This is a genomic window from Streptomyces sp. NPDC001401 (assembly GCF_042895385.1).
GTDB lineage: Bacteria > Actinomycetota > Actinomycetes > Streptomycetales > Streptomycetaceae > Streptomyces.
In genome coordinates, this window is sequence record NZ_JBIAWI010000010.1 from 130425 (window position 1) to 150148 (window position 19724).

Here is a 19724-nt window from a genome sequence, read left to right on the forward strand (position 1 = left end):
AGGCGAACCCTAATGCTTGAAATTTAAAGACGACCGGCCGCCGAGCCGGGGGGTGCTGCTACCACATGGCGGGCAACCGCTCCGGAATCCGCTTCATGAACCCGGTCCGCCAGACCAGTTGCTCGATCGGCACCGCGAGCCGCAGCCGCGGCATCCGCTCCAGCAGCGTCTCCAGGGCGATCTCGGCGTGTTTGCGGCCGAGGGCGGTGGCGGGGCAGTAGTGGCTGCCGCCGCCGAAGGAGAGGTGGGCCGTGCTGTTGGCGCGGGTCAGGTCGACGGTGTGCGGGTCGGGGAAGGCGGCCGGGTCGAAGTTCGCGCCCTCGACGAGGACGAGGACCAGCTGTCCTTTACGGACGTTCACCTCTCCCAGGCGTACGTCCTCGGTCGCCAGCCTCGGCAGCCCGTCACCGATGGAGAGATTGATGCGGAGCAGTTCGTCGACAGCCGCGGGGATCTTCCCGGGGTCCGCGACCAGCTCCTCCTGCAGCTCGGGATGCTGGATCAGCGACACCAGCGCCATGGTCAGGAAGCCGGACGTCGAGATGACGCCCGCGCCGAACATCGTCACGCCGACCGTCGCGAGCATCTCGTCGGTGAGGTGGGCGTATTCGGGGTCCGTGCGCAGGGCGGCGAGCTCGGCCATCAGACCCGTGGTCGCCGGGTCGTCCAGCCGCTCGGTCATGTAGGCGATGTCGCGGTCCCAGTTGAGCCTGGCGCCCGTGACCGGACAGGCCGAGTTCATGAACGCGATGTCCAGGCTCCGCATCAGCCCGGGCGCGTCCGCGTACGGGATGCCGAGGATGCGGCAGTGCATGCCCGCCGAGTACGGGTCGGCGAAACCGCCCCGCAGGTCCACCGGAGCGCCCTCGCGGACCAGGCCGTCGACCAGCTCGTCGGCGTACGACCGCAACCACCCCACGAGCCCCGGGCTCTTCGGGTTCAGCGCCTTGAGCACGGCCTTGCGCAGTCCCGCGCCGGTGATGTTCCCCATGTTGTTGACGACCTCGGGCGGGATCGTCAGCGCGTACTGGCGGGGGACCCCCGGGGCCGAGGTGTCCTTCAGGCTGAACCGCGGGTCCTCGAGGACCTGTTTGCACAGGTCGTACGACGACACCAGCCAGGCCTCGTCACCCGCGATGGTGCGCACCCGCCGTACGGGCGTCGACTCGCGCAACTCCTCGACCTCGGCGGGGAGTTGGTCGCCGCGCCAGGAGAACGGGAAGGCGATGACTTCCTCGAGTTCCTCAGTGGGCATCGGTGACTCCCTCGGCCGGCGTGACGATGGCGTGGCCCTGGTTGCGGGAGGCGCGCAGCCCCGCTCCGGGCGAGTAGAGCAGCTCGGCCATCGGCAGGAGCTGGTGGTAGCAGTTGAGGGAGGAGGGGACGCCCAGGATCGCGGGGGTGTCGAGGAAGAGGGGCGCCTCCGCGGTGACGTACTCCATGCAGACGGCCCGTTGGCGCGCGGTCACCTCCCGCGCCTTGGTCGACAGGAAGGAGTCGACGAGTTTCTCGCAGGTCGTGCGGAACTCGTCGTCGCGGGTCAGCCGGGTGCGGAGGTCCTCGTGGAGCTCCCGGTAGGCCGGGTTGCCGCTCAGCTCGGACATGGCGTGGGCCCTGAGGCGGGTGCCGTCGGGGTCGACGGCCTCGACGGCGCCGAGGACCTTGGCGCGGACGCCGCGCAGGTTCTTCACCGCCTTGCGGCGCGCGTCGTCGGCCGGATAGCCGGAGGCCTCGTACATCTCGGCCACGTGCAGATCGGTGTAGACGAAGTCCACGCGCTCGAAGAGGGCGAGGCCCCAGCGGGCCAGGTCGTGGATGCGGTGTGCGGAGAAGTAGCTGTTGCCGGGGGAGACGCCGATGACGGCGTGGTCGGCGGCGGTGCGGATGACCTCGCAGTGCGGGGAGAAGGGCCGGACCTGGAAGAGGTCGGCGGGCGTGACGTGCTGGATCTCGGAAACGGTCGCAGTCGTCAAGGAAGGAGAATCCTTCGCGTCGCTAGTCCCGATGGAGCCGTGTGCTCCTGGTGTGGCGACGACGACGCGAAGTTATCGGTCGGCTACTCAGAGCGTCAACGGGTGACCTGGCCCACTTTGCGGAGTGTTCATGTGCGGGGTGGGCAGGGGCCGTGCTGGAGCGCCGGGTCTCACCATGTGGTTTCCCCAAGGTCGATATCGGGCGCTCGGTAAAATGAGCCGACAGATTACGGGACGAGCGAGGAGCGCACGTGGGCCTTGTCGTGCAGAAGTACGGAGGCTCCTCCGTAGCCGATGCCGAGGGCATCAAGCGCGTCGCCAAGCGAATCGTGGAAGCGAAGAAGAACGGCAACCAGGTGGTTGTCGTCGTTTCCGCGATGGGCGACACGACGGACGAGCTGATCGATCTCGCCGAGCAGGTATCTCCGATGCCGGCCGGGCGTGAGTTCGACATGCTGCTGACCGCCGGAGAGCGTATCTCCATGGCGCTGCTGGCCATGGCGATCAAAAACCTGGGTCACGAGGCCCAGAGCTTCACCGGCAGCCAGGCAGGCGTCATCACCGACTCCGTTCACAACAAAGCCCGGATCATCGACGTCACGCCCGGCCGTATCCGTGACTCGGTGAACGAGGGCAACATCGCCATCGTCGCCGGCTTCCAGGGCGTCAGCCAGGACAAGAAGGACATCACCACGCTCGGCCGCGGCGGTTCCGACACGACCGCCGTCGCGCTGGCCGCCGCTCTCGACGCCGAGGTGTGCGAGATCTACACCGACGTCGACGGCGTGTTCACCGCCGACCCGCGCGTGGTGAAGAAGGCGAAGAAGATCGACTGGATCGCCTTCGAGGACATGCTGGAGCTTGCCGCCTCCGGCTCCAAGGTGCTGCTCCACCGCTGTGTGGAGTACGCCCGCCGCTACAACATCCCGATCCATGTGCGCTCCTCCTTCTCGGGGCTGCAGGGCACCTGGGTCAGCAGTGAGCCGATCGAGCAAGGGGACAAGAAGGTGGAGCAGGCCATCATCTCCGGTGTCGCGCACGACACCTCCGAGGCCAAGGTCACGGTCGTCGGCGTCCCGGACAAGCCGGGCGAGGCCGCCTCGATCTTCCGCGCCATCGCCGACGCCGAGATCAACATCGACATGGTCGTGCAGAACGTGTCCGCCGCCTCCACCGGGCTGACGGACATCTCGTTCACGCTCCCCAAGACCGAGGGCCGCAAGGCCATCGACGCCCTGGAGCGGGCGAAGACGGCCATCGGGTTCGACTCGCTGCGCTACGACGACCAGATCGGCAAGATCTCCCTCGTCGGCGCCGGCATGAAGACCAACCCGGGTGTCACGGCCTCCTTCTTCGAGGCGCTCAGCGACGCCGGGGTCAACATCGAGCTGATCTCGACCTCCGAGATCCGTATCTCGGTCGTCACCCGCGCCGACGACGTGCCGGAGGCCGTGCGCGCCGTGCACACCGCCTTCGGCCTCGACTCCGACACCGCCGAGGCGGTCGTCTACGGGGGCACCGGCCGCTGATGGCCGGCAGGGGACGGCCCACGCTCGCGGTCGTGGGTGCGACCGGAGCCGTCGGCACGGTCATGCTCCAGATCCTGTCCCAGCACGCGGACATCTGGGGCGAGATCCGTCTGATCGCCTCACCGCGCTCGGCCGGCCGCAAGCTGGCCGTGCGCGGCGAGGAGGTCGAGGTGGCGGCCCTGACGGAGGAGGCCTTCGACGGGGTCGACGTCGCCATGTTCGACGTGCCCGACGAGGTCTCCGCGCACTGGGCGCCGATCGCCGCGGCCAAGGGCGCGGTGGTGGTCGACAACTCGGGCGCCTTCCGGATGGACCCGGAGGTGCCGCTGGTCGTCCCGGAGGTCAATCCGCACTGCGCCCGGCGCCGCCCGCGCGGGATCATCGCCAACCCCAACTGCACGACCCTCTCCATGATCGTGGCCCTGGGCGCGCTGCACGCCGAGTTCGGGCTGCGCGAGCTGGTGGTCTCCTCGTACCAGGCGGTGAGCGGGGCGGGGCGCGCCGGTGTCGAGACCCTGCGCCAGCAGCTGTCCCTCGTCGCCGGTACGGAGCTGGGGACCAGCCCCGGTGACGTGCGGAGGGCCGTCGGCGACAACACCGGGCCGTTCCCGGAGCCGGTCGCGCTGAACGTCGTACCGTGGGCCGGGTCCTTGCGCGAGGACGGCTGGTCCTCGGAGGAGATGAAGGTGCGGGACGAGTCCCGCAAGATCCTCGGCCTGCCCCACCTGCCGGTCGCCGTCACCTGCGTACGGGTACCGGTGGTCACCACGCACTCCCTCACCGTCCACGCCCGTTTCCAGGGCGAGGTCACCGTCGACGGGGCCCGGGAGATCCTCGCCACCGCCCCAGGGGTCGTCCTCTTCGACGATCCGGCCGCCGGCGAGTTCCCCACGCCCGCCGACGTCGTGGGCACCGACCCGACCTGGGTGGGCCGGGTGCGGCGCGCGCTCGACGACCCCACGGCGCTCGAACTCTTCGTTTGCGGCGACAACCTCCGCAAGGGCGCGGCCCTCAACACCGCACAGATCGCGGAGCTGGTGGCGACCGAGTTCCTGTGACGGGGCGTGACGATGGTCGCGCTCCCATGACGTGCCGTGTTGCGTGCAACACATCCCGAAGCAAGGGGTTACCGCCGGAAAAGCCCTGGCCGTGGCCCGTTTGGTTTGTAGGATCTGTGGGCGACACGTGGCCCGGCGATGGTCCGTACCACTTGCCCCGGGCCGCCTCGGCATCCGAAGATTTCCCTCCCCGCTCTCCGCAACCGCGCGAAGGGCGGGGAGCGTCTTTGCGAACGCCCTTCGGGGTGCGGGGATGCGCGGTGAGGCGTGGGGACGCCTCGAACATTCGGGACATAGGGGAAGAGCGGGTAGGCATGAGGGCGTTTGACGCACGGTCAGTTGCGCTGCCTGACACCGGACGGCCGGCTGCGGCACATGACGCAAAAGTGACGCCCGGCACGTACAACCCTGACGGGGGGGAGCGTGTCCAACTGGCGTGGCAGAGGTTCTCGACTTCCAAGCGGCGACCCGCGGTACGGCTCTACGGCCGCCCCGCCCGTCGCTCCGACCCCGCATGCCCGGCGCGCCCGGCGGCATGCCGGTGATCGCGCCCATGCCCGCAGCGCGGCCCGCCCGCATACCGAATCAGCGTGATGGCGCCGACGACATCGCGGCGGCCGGTACGACCGTCGACCACCTCACCGAGACCTACCGCGCGCACTACCGCTCGCTGCTGGGTCTCGCCGCCCTCCTGCTCGACGACACCGCCTCCTGCGAGGACGTCGTACAGGAGGCCTTCATCCGCGTGCACTCGGCACGCAAACGGGTCCGCGACCCGGAGAAAACGCTCGCCTACCTGCGTCAGACGGTCGTCAATCTTTCCCGCTCGGCCTTGCGCCGCCGCATCCTGGGCCTCAAGCTCCTGTCGAAGCCGATGCCCGACATGGCGAGCGCCGAGGAGGGCGCGTACGACCAGCTGGAGCGCGACTCCCTGATCAAGGCGATGAAGGGCCTGCAGCGCCGCCAGCGCGAGGTCCTGGTGCTGCGCTACTTCGCCGACATGACCGAGGCCCAGGTCGCCGAGACGCTCGGCATATCGCTGGGCTCGGTGAAGGCGTACGGCTCCCGCGGTATCGCGGCCCTCCGTCTCGCGATGGAGGCACCGGCATGAACAAGGACGGCGAGGGACGTGATTCCCATGACCGCCATGAACCCTTTGCCTGGCACGAGCCGACGGCAGGGCACGAGCAAGAGCACAGGCAATCGCACGCTGGGAACGGAACTGTGAACCACGGCCCCGACGACCAGAGCCCCGACGGGCTCGACTCGGACGAGCTGGCTCTGCGCAGGCTGCTGCACCAGGCGGTGCAGACGGTCGAACCGTGCGACGGCACGCTGGACCATCTGCGGCGGGCCGTACCCGCACGGCGCGCCCGCAAGCGGCAGGCCGTCGTCGGCATGGCGGCCGCCGCGCTGTTCATCGGCACCGCCGTTCCGGCCCTGGTGCACGTCTCCAACTCCACCGGCTCCGACGTCAACCCGTCCGTCGCCGGCCAGGCCTCGCAGGCCCAGGGCGGGGCGAGCCAGGGAAAAAACGCGGACGGCAGTGAGACCACTGCCGGCGGCAACCCGGGCACTTCGCCGGGCAAGGGCAAGGGCGACTCGAAGGGCGACGGCAAGGGCAAGGGCACCGGTACGGGCACGGGCAGCAGCACCGGCCCCGCGTCCACCAGCGCCGCCGGTGCCCCCGTGTGCACGGCCGACCAGTTCGGCTCGGCCACCCAGTCCGTCACCGCCCCCGACACCGGCGGCGCGGTCTACGGCACCTTCCGCGTCGTCAACATCTCCACCTCCGCCTGCACCGTCGGCGGGGCGGGGACGCTGAGCACGCTCGCGCAGGGCGCCGCGGACGCCACCAAGATCACTACGGCCCGGCATGTGACCGGGGACGCCGCGACCGGCCTGCCCGACCCGTCCACCGAGGTCACCGGGCTGCAGCTGCAGCCGGGCGCGGCCTACGAGGTGAAGTTCGCCTGGGTTCCCTCGGAGACCTGCCCCACCACGGGCGGCAGCACCGGCGGCACCACCGACGGCGGTTCCACCGCGAGCCCGACCCCGACCCCGACCGCCGACACCGGCAGCACGTCCGGCACCAGCTCCACCGGCACGGACAGCGGCGCCACCACGCAGATGATGACGGCGGACGGCACGGCGGACGGCAGCGTGATCGTGTCCCACACGACGGCGGCAGGGTCGCCGACGGTTTCGGCGACGGTGTCCAACGCGTGTGCGGGTACGGTGATTTACACCGGGGTGCTGGCCGGGGCGTAGACCCGCTCAGCCTGCGGGCAGTCGTGCCGCTGGGGCGGCACGGGTGGGCGCAGGCGGCACCCCGCAAGCGCGGGCAAGTGACACCCCTCAAGCCGCAGCGCCGGTGCAGCCGAAAGCAGGTCAGACTGCAACGCCCTCTTCCTCGGCAACCAGACCCATCTCCGCATCCCGCGCGAACTCCGCCTCCCGCCGCAGCAGCCGGAACCACATGAAGACCACGAACCCGGCGAAGACGAACCACTCGCCGGTGTAACCGAGGTTCTGGAACGCCTTGAGGTCCAGCCCGGAGTCCGCGGGCGCCGTCGCCGGCACGGCCGTCATCCCGGCGTCGGCCTTGTCCAGCGTGACCCAGGCGTCGTACACGTCGTACGGCACGAGGTTCACCAGAGACGCCGAGCTGATCGCCGCGGTCTGCCCGGACGGCAGGCCGCCCTGGGCGCTCACCCCGTTGTCCCCCGGCGTCTCGGACGCCTGCAGCGCACCGGTCACGGTGACCTCACCGGTGGGCGCGGCGGGCGCCTTGGCCGCGTCGGCGGAACCCGGCAGCCAGCCCCGCACCACGGGCAGCGCCTTGCCGCCGTCGGTGCGCAGCAGCGTCAGGACGTAGAACCCGCGCTTGCCGTCGAGCTGCCGGTCCGGGACAAGCAGTTGCTTGCCGTACCGCCCGGTCGCGGTGGCCTGCCTGCCCGACGTCGCCTTGTCCACGGGCAGCAGCTCCCGCAGCGGGCGGGCCGCCTCGTGCCGGTCCGTCGTGACCTGCTCGGTCGCGTCGCGGTGGGCCTGCACCCGGTCCTCGAACCGGCTCAGCTGCCACGACCCCATGAAGATGCAGAAGGGGATGGCGAGCAGCACGAAGACGTTGATCCCCCACCAGCGGGGCGTCAGCAGAAACCGGTACACGCCTTCAACGGTACGGGGCCGCTGCGCCGGGCCCGGCTGCGGGGTTCGGTACCGCCGGCAGTCAGCCCTTGGCAGCCCGCAACGAGTACATCAGCGGGAAGCGCGGCCGGTCCGCCGGAAAGCGGAAGTAGCCGTCCCGCTCCTCGAAGGCCTCGAACTGCCTGAACACCGAGACGTCGTGCTCGTGCAGGAACTCGATGCGCAGGCCCGCCGCGGCGAGCGCGGAGACGACCTCGCCGAGCGGGTGCGTCCACTGCACGGTCCGGTTCTGCACGGTGTCGGTGCTCTCCGCCCCGTACGTGCCGGAGAAGTCGTAGACCTGTGGCTCGCGGTCGAAGTAGTCCCGCACGATCCGCGAGCCGGTTTCGTCGTCGAGGACGTCGGCCAGCGGATGGAACTCGGCGAGATAGAGGAACCCGCCCGGAGCCACCAGCCCGGCGGCCGTCTCGGCCCAGCGGCGGATGTCGGGCAGCCAGCACAGCGCGCCGGTGCCGGTGTAGACGATGTCGTACGAGGACTCCGGCACCGCTGTGGCCGCGTCGTACACGTCGGACGCGACGAACTCCGCCCGTTCGGGTCCGAGGCCGAGACCGGCGGCGAGATCGCGGGCGACCGCGACGGCCGGTTCGGAGAAGTCCAGGCCGACGACGCGGGCGGCGCCGTGCCGGGCCCAGGACAGGGTGTCGGTGCCGATGTGGCACTGCAGGTGCAGCAGCGACTTGCCGGTCACGTCGCCGACCTCGGCCAGCTCGAAGTGGCGCAGGGGATCCTTGCCGGCCTGGAAGCCTTCGAGGTCGTAGAAGTCGCCGGCGGTGTGCAGCGGGACCCTCTCGTCCCAGTTGGCGCGGTTGGTCTCGCGCCAGTCGGCGGGGGAGGCGGGCGGGGTGGGAGAGGACATTGAACCGGCTTTCTGACCTGCTTGGACGTGTGTTCGGTAAGTGCCGGGTAGAAGTTATCCACAGGCTGGGGGCCCCGCCAGCGAATTGTCGGTGAGGGCAGGCACTATGGGGCCATGACTGAGAGCAACGGGTCCGGCGCGCCGGAGCGGAACGAGGACATGCCGGACTGGGAGAAGCGCTTCCGGGCGCCGCGGGTGTCGCTGCCCGACTGGGCGGAGGACGCACCGGACCGCTCCCTGTTCGTGTCGAACGCGACGGGGACGTACGAGCTGTACGCCTGGGACCGGGCGACGGGCGGGCAACGCCAGGTCACGGACCGGCCGAACGGCACGACGGACGGCGTGCTCACCCCCGACGGCGCCTGGATCTGGTGGTTCGACGACAAGGACGGCGACGAGTTCGGCGTCTGGCGCAGACAGCCCTTCGACGGCGGTGCGGACGAGCTCGCGGCGCCCGGCCTGGAGGCCTCCTACCCGGCGGGCCTGGCCCTCGCCCGGGACGGCCGCACGGCGATCGTCGGCCGCTCCACGGACGAGGACGGCACGACGATCCATCTCGCGCGAGCGGGCGAGGCCCCGGTGGAGATCTACCGCCACCGCGAGTCGGCGGGCGTCGGCGACCTCTCCCACGACGGTTCGCTGATCGCGATCGAGCACACGGAGCACGGCGACGCCATGCACTCCGCGCTGCGCGTCCTGCGCCCCGACGGCACGGCGGTCGCCGAACTGGACGACACCAAGGGGGGCACGGACGAACTGGGCCTGGAGGTTCTGGGCTTCGCCCCTGTCGACGGCGACACCCGACTGCTCATCGGCCACCAGCGCCGCGGCCGCTGGGAGCCCCTGGTGTGGGACGTGGCGACGGGCGAGGAGACCGACCTGGCCCTGGAGCTGCCCGGCGACGTGAGCGCCGAGTGGTACCCGGACGGCACCGGTCTGCTCATCGTGCACAGCTTCGAGGCGCGCAGCGAACTGTTCCGGTACGACCTGGCGAGCCGCGCCCTGGAGAAGGTCCCCACCCCGCCCGGCACGGTCTCCGGCGCGACGGCCCGCCCCGACGGCAGCGTGGAGTACCTCTGGTCCTCGGCCGCCGAACCGTCGGCGGTCCGCTCGACGACCGGCGCGGTCGTCCTCGACCCGCCCGGCATGAAGTCCCCGGGCTCGGTGCCGGTTGAGGACGTGTGGGTGGACGGCCCCGGCGGCCGTATCCACGCCCTGGTCCAGAAGCCGGCGGGCGCGACCGGCCCGCTGCCGACGGTCTTCGACATCCACGGCGGCCCCACCTGGCACGACAGCGACGCGTTCGCGGCGGGCCCGGCGGCCTGGGTCGACCACGGGTATGCGGTGATCCGCGTCAACTACCGCGGCTCCACGGGCTACGGCCGTGCCTGGACCGACGCCCTCAAGCACCGCGTCGGCCTCATCGAACTCGAGGACATCGAGGCGGTCCGCGCCTGGGCGGTGGACTCCGGCCTGGCGGACCCCGAGCGCCTCATCCTCACCGGCGGTTCCTGGGGCGGCTACCTCACCCTCCTCGGCCTCGGCACCCAGCCGGGCGCCTGGACGCTCGGCATCGCGGCGGTCCCGGTCGCCGACTACGTCACGGCGTACCACGACGAGATGGAGGCCCTCAAGGCCATGGACCGCACCCTCCTCGGCGGCACCCCCGAGGAGGTCCCCGAACGCTTCGAGGCCTCGTCCCCCCTGACCTACGTCGACCAGGTCAGATCCCCGGTCTACATCTCGGCCGGCGTCAACGACCCGCGCTGCCCCATCCGCCAGATCGAGAACTACGTCAGACGCCTGGAGTCGAAGGGCGCGGCCCATGAGGTGTACCGCTACGACGCTGGTCACGGTTCCCTGGTGGTCGACGAACGGATCAAGCAGGTGAGACTGGAACTGGACTTTGCGGAGCGGTACTTGGCGTAGCTGCGGGCAGTCGTGCCGCTGGGGCGGCACGGGTGGGCGCAGCGGCACCCTGCCGGCGCGGGCAAGCGAACCCACCCCCACCCCCACCCCCGCCCCAGCACCGGTCAGGCCCCGGCCCGCTCCCGCGGACGCCGCCCCAGCAACTCCGCCAACCCCCGCCGCGTAGCGGCCAGCACCACCCGGTCCGACCCCCTCAGAACCCGCTCGTCCGGCAGATCCCACACCAGCCTCGACCCCGGCCGATCCTCGTACGCCTCCTCGGAAGCAGGTTCCTCCCGCCGCCCGCCGGAGACCCTCGTATCCAGGGCCAGCACCCGCCACGCCCCCGCCCGAAACGCCTCCGCGACCGTCTTCCCCTCCAGCTGCGGATGCCCGGCCACATCCATCGCGGCGAACAGCAACACCCGCCGCTCCACCGGAATCGCCCCCAGGATCTGCCGCCCCATCATCGCCCCGGCAAAAGCGGGCGCCGCCAGATGGGACACACTGCGACTCCGGGTGGACGCGCGCGGATGAGCAGCCCGCAGCGTGCGGTACACGGCGGTCGCGAAGTCGTCGTCGTACAGCCGCAGCACGACCCGTAGATCGGGCCGCACGGACCGTGCGTACAGCGCGGCCTCGAGGTTCGTCGTGTCCGCGCTGGTCACCGCCAGCAGCGCATGGGCGCGGTGGATCTTGGCGGCCTCCAGGACGCCCTCCTGGGTGACGTCCCCGAGCACCACGGGCACCCTGAGCCGCCGCGCCGTGGCCAGTCCCCGGGCCTCGGGGTCGGACTCGACGCACACCACGGGGATGTGCAGTTCCCGCAGCCGGGTCAGCACCCGCGTACCGATCTTGCCGAGCCCGAGGAGGACCACATGCCCGCCCAGCCCCCGAGGCGGCTTCCGCAGCGCGGACGTCGTCCGGAAGGTGCCCAGTGCCTCGAGCACCGCGGCCAGCAGGACCGGCAGCAGCAGCAACCCCGTCAGCCCGGAGAGGAGTTGGAGGATCTGCCGCCCGATGGACTCCCCGATGGCGGGGTTGTCGATGGCGAAGAGATCGAGCAGCGTCAGATAGAACGCGCTCAGCGGATGCATCCCCGTCACCAGCCACAACGCCACCGCGAGCGCGACCACGCACCCGACCATGCCCGCCAGCGACCACCGCAGCCGCCGCGAGAACAGCGAGGAGAACGCCACGGCCCCGCGGGCCGGGGGCAGTTGGGGTCCGGCGTAGGACACCTGCTCCAGTACGACGGTTCCGCGGCCGGTCGCGGCGCGGACCGCCGCCGCGTCGGGCAGCAGCTCCGGCCCCTGCTCGCCGCCGGTCTCGGCACCCTCCGGGGACAGCAGCGCCAGCGTGGCCAGTCCCGGCCGGGCCAACTGCCCGACGAGCGGCGTCCGTTCCACCGCCCGCAGCAGCAGCCCGTCGGTCTGTACGACCTTGCTGGTGCCGGCGACGGCGGTGGCGGCCAGCGCGGGCGCGGCCGTATCGGCGTCGGAGAGCACGGTGGTGGAGGTGTCGCTGCCGGAGGATCCGCCGTCGCCGGTCGCCAACGCGGCCGCCTGGTCGAGGAGTTCCTCGATGTGCTGGCCGAGCCGCCGGTTGTAGAGCCTGAGGACGAGCCGCAGCCGCGGGTTGAGCCGGCGGGCGGTGAGGGCGGCACGGATGTTGGTCTCGTCGTCGTCGTACACGAGCGCCAGCGCGGCGGCCCGCTCCACGCCGGCCGCGCCGAGCGCCTCCTCGGTCGCCTCGGCGGCCTCCACGACCTGGGCGTTTGCGACAACGGGTTCGGTGGCGGCGCCGTTCGCCCGGTTGACGGCCGCGTTCACCATCCGGTCGAAGAGTGCCGCCGTGGTCGCCCGCGCGCGCCCGACCACCGGCGGTCGCACACCGCGGTCGGCGGGCGGCACGACGAGCGTGACCTGTTCGCCGTACACACCCCGCAGTTCGGCGGCCAGCCGATGCGCCAGTCCGTCGTCGCCGCACACCACCATGTGCGCCGACACCTCACCATTCGCCACACCTTGATTCGGAACGCTCCCCACGAGTGAGAAGACTGCCTCATCGGGAGAGGTGGTTCCAGAAGCAACTGACCGTAGTCATTGAACGGGCGCTCCTTCTCCATCGTATGGATGGGGAGGGAAACCAGCGCCCTTCCGCACCACCGGAGGTACCTCGTCCGTGGCCATCACCAAAGCAGCCCCTACAGGGGCGGACAGCCATGAGCCGGTACGCGGCGCGCCGGAGCCCGATGAGCCGACGAAGGCCGGGCAGGACAACGGCAGCCAGGGCAACGGGAAAGAAGACTCGAAGTCCCCCCTCGTCCTGACCATGCTCCTGCTCCTGCTGGTGCTGCTGCAGGGCCCCATCCGCGGAGCGCTCTCCGCACCCGTCATGCAGAGCTGGATGACGGTGTTCGTGGCCGTGCTCGTGCAGGCCCTGCCCTTCCTCGTGCTCGGGGTCCTGCTGTCGGCGGCGATCGCCGTATTCGTACCGGCGTCGTTCTTCGCCCGTGCGCTGCCCAAGCGGCCCGTGCTGGCGGTGCCGGTCGCCGGGATGGCGGGTGCGGTGCTGCCGGGCTGCGAGTGCGCGTCGGTACCGGTGGCGGGCGCGCTGGTGCGCCGGGGCGTCACCCCCGCCGCGGCCCTCGCCTTCCTGCTGTCCGCCCCGGCGATCAATCCGATCGTGCTGACGGCGACGGCGGTCGCCTTCCCCCGCAACCCCGAGATGGTCCTCGCCCGTTTCGTCGCCAGCCTGCTCGTGGCGTGCGTGATGGGCTGGCTGTGGCAGCGCCTCGGCCGCACGGACTGGCTGCGCCCGCCGGAGCGTCCGCACTACGAGGGCCAGAGCAAGGGGGCGGCGTTCTGGGGCTCGGTCCGGCACGACGTGATGCATGCGGGCGGTTTCCTGGTCATCGGCGCGATGGCCGCCGCGACGCTCAAGGCGGTGGCCCCGGCGAGCTGGCTGCGCACGGCGGCGGACAACCCGCTGGTCGCGATCCTGGCCCTGGCGATCCTCGCCGTACTCCTGTCCATCTGCTCGGAGGCGGATGCGTTCGTGGCGGCGTCACTGACCCAGTTCTCGCTCACGGCCAAGCTGGCGTTCCTGGTCGTGGGCCCCATGATCGATCTCAAGCTCTTCGCGATGCAGGCGGGCACCTTCGGCCGGGGCTTCGCCCTGCGCTTCGCCCCCGCCACCTTCGCCCTCGCGATCGCGGGCGCGGTCCTTACCGGGGCGGTGCTCCTGTGAACCGGCAGGCACAGGCGGCGGTCCTGTTCCTCACGGGTGCGGCCCTGCTGCACGCGGGCTTCACCAACCTGTATCTGCGCTACGTCAAGGCGGGGCTGCAGCCGCTGTTGCTGCTGTCGGGCGGGGTGCTGATCGCGGCGGCGCTGGCGACGGTCTGGTACGAGTGGCGGGGGAGGAAAGGGAAGCAGAGCGACGGTCACGATCACGGCGACGGTCATGTCCACCGCGAACCCCGCGTCTCCTGGCTGCTCGTCCTGCCGCTCCTGGCTCTCATCCTGGTCGCCCCGCCGGCCCTCGGCTCGTACAGCGCGATGCGCACCGGTACGGCGCTGCAGCAGCCGTACGGCTACAACAAGCTCCCCGCCACCGGCCCGCTCGACCTCAATGTGGTCGACTACGCGACCCGTGCCGTCTACGACCACGGCCGTCACATGGAGGGCCGCCAGATCAAGGTCACCGGTTTCGTCGCCCTGGACCGTTCCGGCAGCCCGTACCTGGTCCGCATGGCCCTCAACTGCTGTGCCGCGGACGCCCAGCCGGTGAAGATCGCCCTGACCGGCAAGCTCCCGCCGGTCCTGCAACCGGACAAGTGGCTGGAGGTGACCGGGACTTACACCGCCAAGCAGACCAAGGACCCCGTCAACAACGGCCCGATACCGTACCTCCGGGTCACGGCGGCGACGCCGGTGCCGACGCCGAAGGATCCGTACGACGAGTCCTGGAACAACTGACGGGAGCCACCCCCTTGGCCGGCGGCCCCTGCCCCTGGATATCTGACGGACCGTCAGTTATCGTCCCCTGCTGTGCGGCTTCCGAACGGGTGCAGGAAACGGGTGAATGAAGGGGTGAGCGCAGTGGAGACGACGACACGTCCCCCCAGTCCGCAGCCGACCGGGGCTCCCCGCTGGGTGGCGCTGTTCCACCGGCCCTCCTCGGCCTCCTGGCAGGTGTGTGCGGAGTCGCCCCACCGCGCTCCCGTGCAGTACGCGCTCGCCGAGATGGCCCACACCGTGCGGGCGCGCGGCGGCGACCTCGCGGTCAGCCTGTGGGGTCCGAAGGACGGTGCGTGGCAGCGCTTCGACGTATCGACTGCGACCACGAACGCCGCGGCGCCGGAGCCGCCGTCGACCGGCCCCAAGGAGCCGAGCACGCTGACGGAACGCATGAGCGGCCGCCGGCAGCAGGTGCTCATGGCCGGATTGACCAAGGCAGGCCTCTACGACCTCGAGCCTGACGACTACGCGGCCGTACAGACCCTCGTCGAGCAACTCGACGAGACCACGGTGCGAAAGGTCGCCCAGTGGCTGACCGCAGCAGGCGGTCGGTCGGGGCCCGGATGACGCGGGTGGCTGCGGCAGGGCATAAGAATGCCCGACCGCTGGCGACGGGGGATGCACCAGCGATCGGGCTGTGGCCAAGCGTAACAAGGCCGCAGGCTCGACGGGAGTCGACTGCTCTGCCGCGTCGCGGGTATGTGGCCGGGATCACTGAGTCGGCCCTGTTGGAGCAGGACTGCCACCAGGGCCGTCACCAGGGCTGACACCAGTTCCGGCGCATGGCTGTCGGCAGGACGTCGACCACTCGGACTATTGGCCGCACGGAGGCTTGTACGAGAGTCGCGGCAGGTATTCGTGCCATTTATCCGGTGTCAGGACGCCCCGCGTGGTCGAGCAGATGTGCTGGATCGCGACGTCGGCGTCCAGGTTCCACAGCCGTACGGTGTCGGCGCCGCTCGACACCCCGAGCAGGTGGCTCTTGGGGCTGAAGGAAAGGAAGTTGCCGGTCTTGGCGTTGGGGCTCATCGACTGCCCGATCGGGGTGGCCTCGGAGGGGGCGGCCACGTTCCAGAGGCGGACGGTGTTGTCGTTGCCGCCGCTGGCCAGGGTGCGGCCGTCCTGGCTGAGGGTGAGCGACATGACCGCTTCGGTGTGCCCGGTGAGGGGAGCACCTGCCTCGGTCGCGTGGAGGGGGTCGGTGACGTTCCACAGCCGCACCGTGTCGTCGTCGCTGCCGCTGGCCAGCGTGTGGCCGTCCGGAGTGTAGACGAGGGCGTTGACGGGGCCGCCGTGGCCCGTGAGCGGTGCGCCGAGGGGGGTGACACGGCGGGGGTCGGTGACATTCCAGAACCGGATGGTGGCGTCCGCGCTGCCGCTGGCGAGGGTATGGCCGTCCGGGCTGAAGACGAGGCAGTTGATGAAGCCCTTGTGGCCGGTGAGTGGAGCGCCGGACTTGACGGCATGGGACGGGTCGGCGACGTTCCACAGCTGGATGGTGCGGTCGTCGTAGGGGGTCGCCAGCGTGCGTCCGTCCGGGCTGAAAGCCACTGTGTGGGTGCCCGAGAAGCGGGTCTGCAGGGAGAGGGGCGTCCGGTAAAGGACCGGCCGGGCCGGGTCGGTGACGTTCCACAGGTACAGCTTCCGGCGTCCGTTCATCACGGCGAGCGTGTGGCCGTCGGGGGAGAACGCCAGCTGGCGCTGGGCGCCGTCCGCGGGCATGAACGGTTTGCCCATCGCCACGGGCCGGCCGGGAACTCGCACGTCCCACAGCCGGATCCGCCCGTCGCGGGAGGCCATGGCGAGTACCTTCCCGTCCGGGCGGAATGATCCGAAGGCACCGGTCATGTCCGACATCGGCACCGACCACAGGCGCACCTTGCTGTCGCCGCTGCCGGTGGCGAGGGTGCGGCCGTCGGGGCTGAAGCCCACGGCGTACATCTCGCCGCTGCTGCCCGCGAGCGGCTCGCCGACCTGCGACGGGGAGGCCGGATCGCTGACGTTCCACAGACTCGCCGTGCTGTCCGCGCTGCCGGCCGCGAGCATGCCGCCCTTGGGGCTGAAGGCCACGGACCACACGGGACCGGTGTGGCCGGCGAGCGGCGAACCCAGCTGGGCGGCGTGGCGCGGGTCGGTGACGTCCCAGAGCCGGACGGTGTCGTCTGCGCTGCCGCTGGCGAGCGTGTGGCCGTCGGGGCTGAAGGCCACCGAGTGCACGGTGTCCGTGTGGCCCTTCAGCACCTGGTCGACCGGCTTCGGACGGCGCGGATCGGACGTGTCCCACAGCATGATCGTGTCGTCGTCGCCGCCTGCTGCCAGCAGATGGCCGTCAGGGCTGAAGGCCACGGACCGCACGGCGGCGGAGTGGCCGGTCAGGGGGCCGAGCGCCTTCGGACGGGCCGGGTCGGTCATGTCCCACAGGCGTACGGTGTGGTCCTCGCCGGCGGAGGCGAGCGTCCGTCCGTCCGGGCTGAAGGCGAGCAGGTAGATCGTGCCGGTGTGGCCGGTCAGGGGCGTGCCGAGCGGCCTGGGGTGCGTGGGATCCCGCACGTCCCACAGCCGGACGGTGCCGTCGTCCCCGGCGCTGGCGAGGGTGTGCCCGTCCGGGCTGAAGATCGCGGTGCTCACCCAGCTGGTGTGGCCGGTGAGCGGCTTGCCCAGCGGCTTCGGGTGCGAGCGGTCGCTGACGTCCCACAGCCGGACCGTGCGGTCGTAGCTGGCGGTGGCCAGGAGCTTCCCGTTCGGGCTGAACGAGGTGAGGTAGACGGCGCCGGTGTGGCCGAGCAGCGGTGTGGCCAGCGGCGCGTTGACGATCGAGACCAGCCGGTTGTTGGCCCCCGCGTCGTCCGGCCGCAGGCCATGGGCGACCAGGTCCAGCTGGGCGGAGAGCGAAGGGTCGGTGTACTGCACGCGGTCCGCCTCGGCGACCACCTGCTCGAACACCGCGTCATTGCGCTGCTGCCAGGCGACGACCGCCGCGCCGACGGCCAGGACGGCCAGGACGACCAGCGCCGACACCGCGCCGCGCCGCATGATGACGGTGCGCTTGCGCAGCCGTACCGAAGCGGCCAGGAACTCCACCGCGCTGCGGGTCAGGAAGGTGTCGCCGGCGGACTTCGCCCAGTTGCGGGCCTGCGCCAGCCGCGAACCCCGGTACAGCAGCGAGGAGTCGCGATCCGAGCCCTCCCAGGCCCTGCCGTCCTCCTCCAGCTGCTGGCGCAGCAGATGGTCGTTCCTGCCCTCGTCGATCCAGTCGCGCAGGCGCGGCCAGGCGGTCAGCAGCGCCTCGTGGGTGATCTCCACGGTCTCCGCGTCGAGCGTCACCAGCCGGGCGCGGACCAGCGCCTCGAGCGACTCCTCCGTCTTGCCGGGATCCGTCGACTCCGCCGACAGCTGACGCCGGGTCCCCCGCCGACGGGTGGCCTGGGTGTCCTCGCCGAGCCGGACCAGCCGCAGCAGCAGCAGCCGCGCGGCCGTACGCGCGGGCGGATCGAGGCTCGACCAGGCCCGCTCGGCGGTGGCGGCCACCGCGCCCTGGATGCCGCCCGCGGCCCGGTAACCGGCCAGCGTCAGCCGCCCCGCCTTCCGCCGCTGCCAGGTGGCGAGCAGCGCATGCGAGAGCAGCGGCAGCACGCCCGCGTCGTGCGCCCCCCGGGGCCCGTCGGTGCTCACTTCCCGGACGATCAGCTCCGCGAGGCCCGGTTCGAGCTCCAGCCCGACGGCCTTCGCCGGCCCGGTCACCGCCTCGCGCAGCTCCGCCGTGCTCAGCGGCCCGAGCACCATGTGCCGGTGCTGCAGCGCGTCGGCCAGTTCGGGATAGCGCAGGCACTGCTCGTAGAAGTCGGCGCGGATGCCGAGGACCACGAGCACGGGCGCCGGGTCGTCCGGCCCGGCGGGCGAGCACGCGGCGTGCAGGACCTGCACGAACGTGCGCCGGCTCGCCTCGTCGGGGCAGAGGGTGAAGGCCTCCTCGAACTGGTCCACGATGACGACCGGACGATCGCCTTCGCACCCCTCGCGCTCCATCCACGCCGTGACGGCGCCGTGGACCGCGGCCGTGAACTCCGGAGTACCGGCCTCCTCCGCCGCCGGGACCACGGTCTTGAGCTCGGGGATCAGCCCGGTCAGCTCCGAGAGCGGAGCACTGCCCGGCACGAGCTGTACGACCCCTGCCGTTGACGCCGTTGACGCCCCGCCGTCCTCGCCGCCGAGCGCGCCGTCCCGCAGGGCGGTCACCACACCGGCGTTCAGCAGCGAGGACTTCCCGGCCCCCGAGGCGCCGACGAGCATGACCAGCCCGCCCGTCTTCTCCGCCGCCCGCAGCTGGTCGACGAGAGCGTTGGTGCTCCGCTCCCGGCCGAAGAACCACCGGGCGTCCTCCTGCCGGTAGGACGCCAGCCCCCGGTACGGACAGACGGCGACGGCCGGAGCCTCGGCCGGAGGCCGCTCGTCCGCCTCCGCGGACGCCGCGGGCCGCTCGCCGGCCGGGTCCGCCAGGGCACGCTCCCACAGGCGCTGCCACTGACCCATGTCGTACAGACCGGCGGAGACCGGCGCGGGCCGGGCACGCCGGGCCTGGGGGATCAGGACGTGCAGCACCGCGGCGAGGGCGGCGAACTGGGCCGGCACGTTCTTGGCCCGCCGCCAGTCGCTGATCCGCTGAGCGGAGACCCGTACGGGCCGCCCCCGCTCATCCACCCGCTGAAGGTGTACGACCGCCTCGGCCACGCGCGCGAGAGGAGGGTTGCCGGCCTCCTTGTACAGCAGAGCGAGCCGCTCCGCGAAGGCAGTACGTGCCCCAGAGTCGGGACCCAAGGCCTCCACCCCTTACTCCCCCCGCGCTTGGACATCCGGACCGGAAAACTCACTTTATACGGCTGACCTGCGGCGTAAGCCTCCGGACCGGCACCGGAATCTCCTCACGGGAAGCCACAGCTGGCAGGATCACGACGCAAGGGCGAACCCGTCACCCACCGTCTGGGCAGGCCATCGGCTCAGCGCTCGGGAAGACAGCCCACGGCGCCGAAACATCTCGGCCAGCTTCCGCAGGGGCTACGGGACGGCGGAGCCGGACAGATCGCCCGAGCCCGCGAGATCCGCGCCGTTCGGCACCGGTCCCCACGAGGGGAGGGACCGGAGCCGAACGGCGCGGAGTGCTTTTT

Annotated in this window: 14 protein-coding genes; 8 read left to right on the forward strand and 6 right to left on the reverse strand. The window is 71.3% G+C overall.

Annotated elements, in window-relative coordinates; all coding sequences use genetic code 11:
• Nucleotides 1–58 precede the first annotated feature (58 nt).
• Together ACFY10_RS30255 and ACFY10_RS30260 are read right to left on the reverse strand one after the other, a co-directional pair.
• Nucleotides 59–1255 carry a cytochrome P450 gene (locus tag ACFY10_RS30255; protein WP_390668369.1) on the reverse strand — a complete coding sequence of 399 codons (1197 nt, stop codon included), beginning with the start codon at nucleotides 1253–1255 and terminating at the stop codon, nucleotides 59–61.
• Nucleotides 1245–1973 carry a tRNA-dependent cyclodipeptide synthase gene (locus ACFY10_RS30260; protein ID WP_390668370.1) on the reverse strand — a complete coding sequence of 243 codons (729 nt, stop codon included), beginning with the start codon at nucleotides 1971–1973 and terminating at the stop codon, nucleotides 1245–1247. The genes ACFY10_RS30255 and ACFY10_RS30260 overlap by 11 nt, the downstream gene beginning before the upstream one ends.
• Nucleotides 1974–2224: 251 nt before the next feature.
• Here ACFY10_RS30260 and ACFY10_RS30265 point away from each other — a divergent pair, with 251 nt between their 5' ends.
• The 4 genes from ACFY10_RS30265 to ACFY10_RS30280 all read left to right on the forward strand — a co-directional run bounded on the left by ACFY10_RS30265 (nucleotide 2225) and on the right by ACFY10_RS30280 (nucleotide 6831).
• A complete protein-coding gene (locus tag ACFY10_RS30265; protein ID WP_390668371.1) occupies nucleotides 2225–3502 on the forward strand; it encodes an aspartate kinase in 1278 nt (425 codons plus the stop codon).
• Nucleotides 3502–4560: an aspartate-semialdehyde dehydrogenase gene (locus ACFY10_RS30270; RefSeq protein WP_390668372.1), complete on the forward strand. Its 1059-nt coding sequence runs from the start codon at nucleotides 3502–3504 to the stop codon at nucleotides 4558–4560. The genes ACFY10_RS30265 and ACFY10_RS30270 overlap by 1 nt, the downstream gene beginning before the upstream one ends.
• A 535-nt stretch (nucleotides 4561–5095) precedes the next feature.
• Nucleotides 5096–5671 carry a SigE family RNA polymerase sigma factor gene (locus tag ACFY10_RS30275; protein WP_390668653.1) on the forward strand — a complete coding sequence of 192 codons (576 nt, stop codon included), beginning with the start codon at nucleotides 5096–5098 and terminating at the stop codon, nucleotides 5669–5671.
• 113 nt (nucleotides 5672–5784) lie between these two features.
• Nucleotides 5785–6831, forward strand: a complete 1047-nt coding sequence (locus tag ACFY10_RS30280) for a hypothetical protein (protein ID WP_390668373.1) — start codon at nucleotides 5785–5787, stop codon at nucleotides 6829–6831.
• 120 nt (nucleotides 6832–6951) lie between these two features.
• Here ACFY10_RS30280 and ACFY10_RS30285 read toward each other — a convergent pair whose 3' ends face one another.
• Complete coding sequence (locus tag ACFY10_RS30285) at nucleotides 6952–7731, reverse strand: SURF1 family protein (protein WP_390668374.1); 780 nt, start codon at nucleotides 7729–7731, stop codon at nucleotides 6952–6954.
• Nucleotides 7732–7792: 61 nt separating this feature from the next.
• Nucleotides 7793–8629, reverse strand: a complete 837-nt coding sequence (locus ACFY10_RS30290; RefSeq protein ID WP_390668375.1) for a class I SAM-dependent methyltransferase — start codon at nucleotides 8627–8629, stop codon at nucleotides 7793–7795.
• A gap of 114 nt (nucleotides 8630–8743) precedes the next feature.
• On the opposite strand from ACFY10_RS30290, the gene ACFY10_RS30295 reads away from it, so the two are divergent.
• Entirely contained in the window at nucleotides 8744–10558 is a 1815-nt protein-coding gene (locus ACFY10_RS30295; RefSeq protein WP_390668376.1) for a prolyl oligopeptidase family serine peptidase, read from the forward strand.
• A gap of 104 nt (nucleotides 10559–10662) precedes the next feature.
• Here the strand turns inward: ACFY10_RS30295 and ACFY10_RS30300 are convergent, their stop codons facing one another.
• Nucleotides 10663–12534, reverse strand: a complete 1872-nt coding sequence (locus tag ACFY10_RS30300; protein ID WP_390668654.1) for an NAD-binding protein — start codon at nucleotides 12532–12534, stop codon at nucleotides 10663–10665.
• Nucleotides 12535–12865: 331 nt separating this feature from the next.
• On the opposite strand from ACFY10_RS30300, the gene ACFY10_RS30305 reads away from it, so the two are divergent.
• From ACFY10_RS30305 to ACFY10_RS30315, 3 genes are all read left to right on the forward strand, one after another.
• The gene (locus ACFY10_RS30305; protein WP_390668655.1) at nucleotides 12866–13789 is read left to right on the forward strand and encodes a permease; all 924 of its coding nucleotides are present in this window, start codon (nucleotides 12866–12868) and stop codon (nucleotides 13787–13789) included.
• A complete protein-coding gene (locus tag ACFY10_RS30310; protein ID WP_390668377.1) occupies nucleotides 13786–14520 on the forward strand; it encodes a TIGR03943 family putative permease subunit in 735 nt (244 codons plus the stop codon). The genes ACFY10_RS30305 and ACFY10_RS30310 overlap by 4 nt, the downstream gene beginning before the upstream one ends.
• Nucleotides 14521–14643: 123 nt before the next feature.
• Nucleotides 14644–15129: a hypothetical protein gene (locus ACFY10_RS30315; RefSeq protein WP_390668378.1), complete on the forward strand. Its 486-nt coding sequence runs from the start codon at nucleotides 14644–14646 to the stop codon at nucleotides 15127–15129.
• A 246-nt stretch (nucleotides 15130–15375) separates the two neighbouring features.
• Here ACFY10_RS30315 and ACFY10_RS30320 read toward each other — a convergent pair whose 3' ends face one another.
• On the reverse strand, nucleotides 15376–19386 hold the full coding sequence (locus ACFY10_RS30320; protein ID WP_390668379.1) for an AAA family ATPase: 4011 nt from the start codon (nucleotides 19384–19386) through the stop codon (nucleotides 15376–15378).
• Nucleotides 19387–19724 lie beyond the last annotated feature (338 nt).

Bases quoted from the DNA above. Each gene is read 5' to 3' on its own strand.
- ACFY10_RS30295 (WP_390668376.1), top strand. From the start codon at position 8,744: ATGACTGAGAGCAACGGGTCCGGCGCGCCGGAGCGGAACGAGGACATG.
- ACFY10_RS30270 (WP_390668372.1), top strand. From the start codon at position 3,502: ATGGCCGGCAGGGGACGGCCCACGCTCGCGGTCGTGGGTGCGACCGGA.
- ACFY10_RS30275 (WP_390668653.1), top strand. From the start codon at position 5,096: ATGCCGGTGATCGCGCCCATGCCCGCAGCGCGGCCCGCCCGCATACCG.
- ACFY10_RS30290 (WP_390668375.1), bottom strand. From the start codon at position 8,629: ATGTCCTCTCCCACCCCGCCCGCCTCCCCCGCCGACTGGCGCGAGACC.
- ACFY10_RS30255 (WP_390668369.1), bottom strand. From the start codon at position 1,255: ATGCCCACTGAGGAACTCGAGGAAGTCATCGCCTTCCCGTTCTCCTGG.
- ACFY10_RS30300 (WP_390668654.1), bottom strand. From the start codon at position 12,534: ATGGTGGTGTGCGGCGACGACGGACTGGCGCATCGGCTGGCCGCCGAA.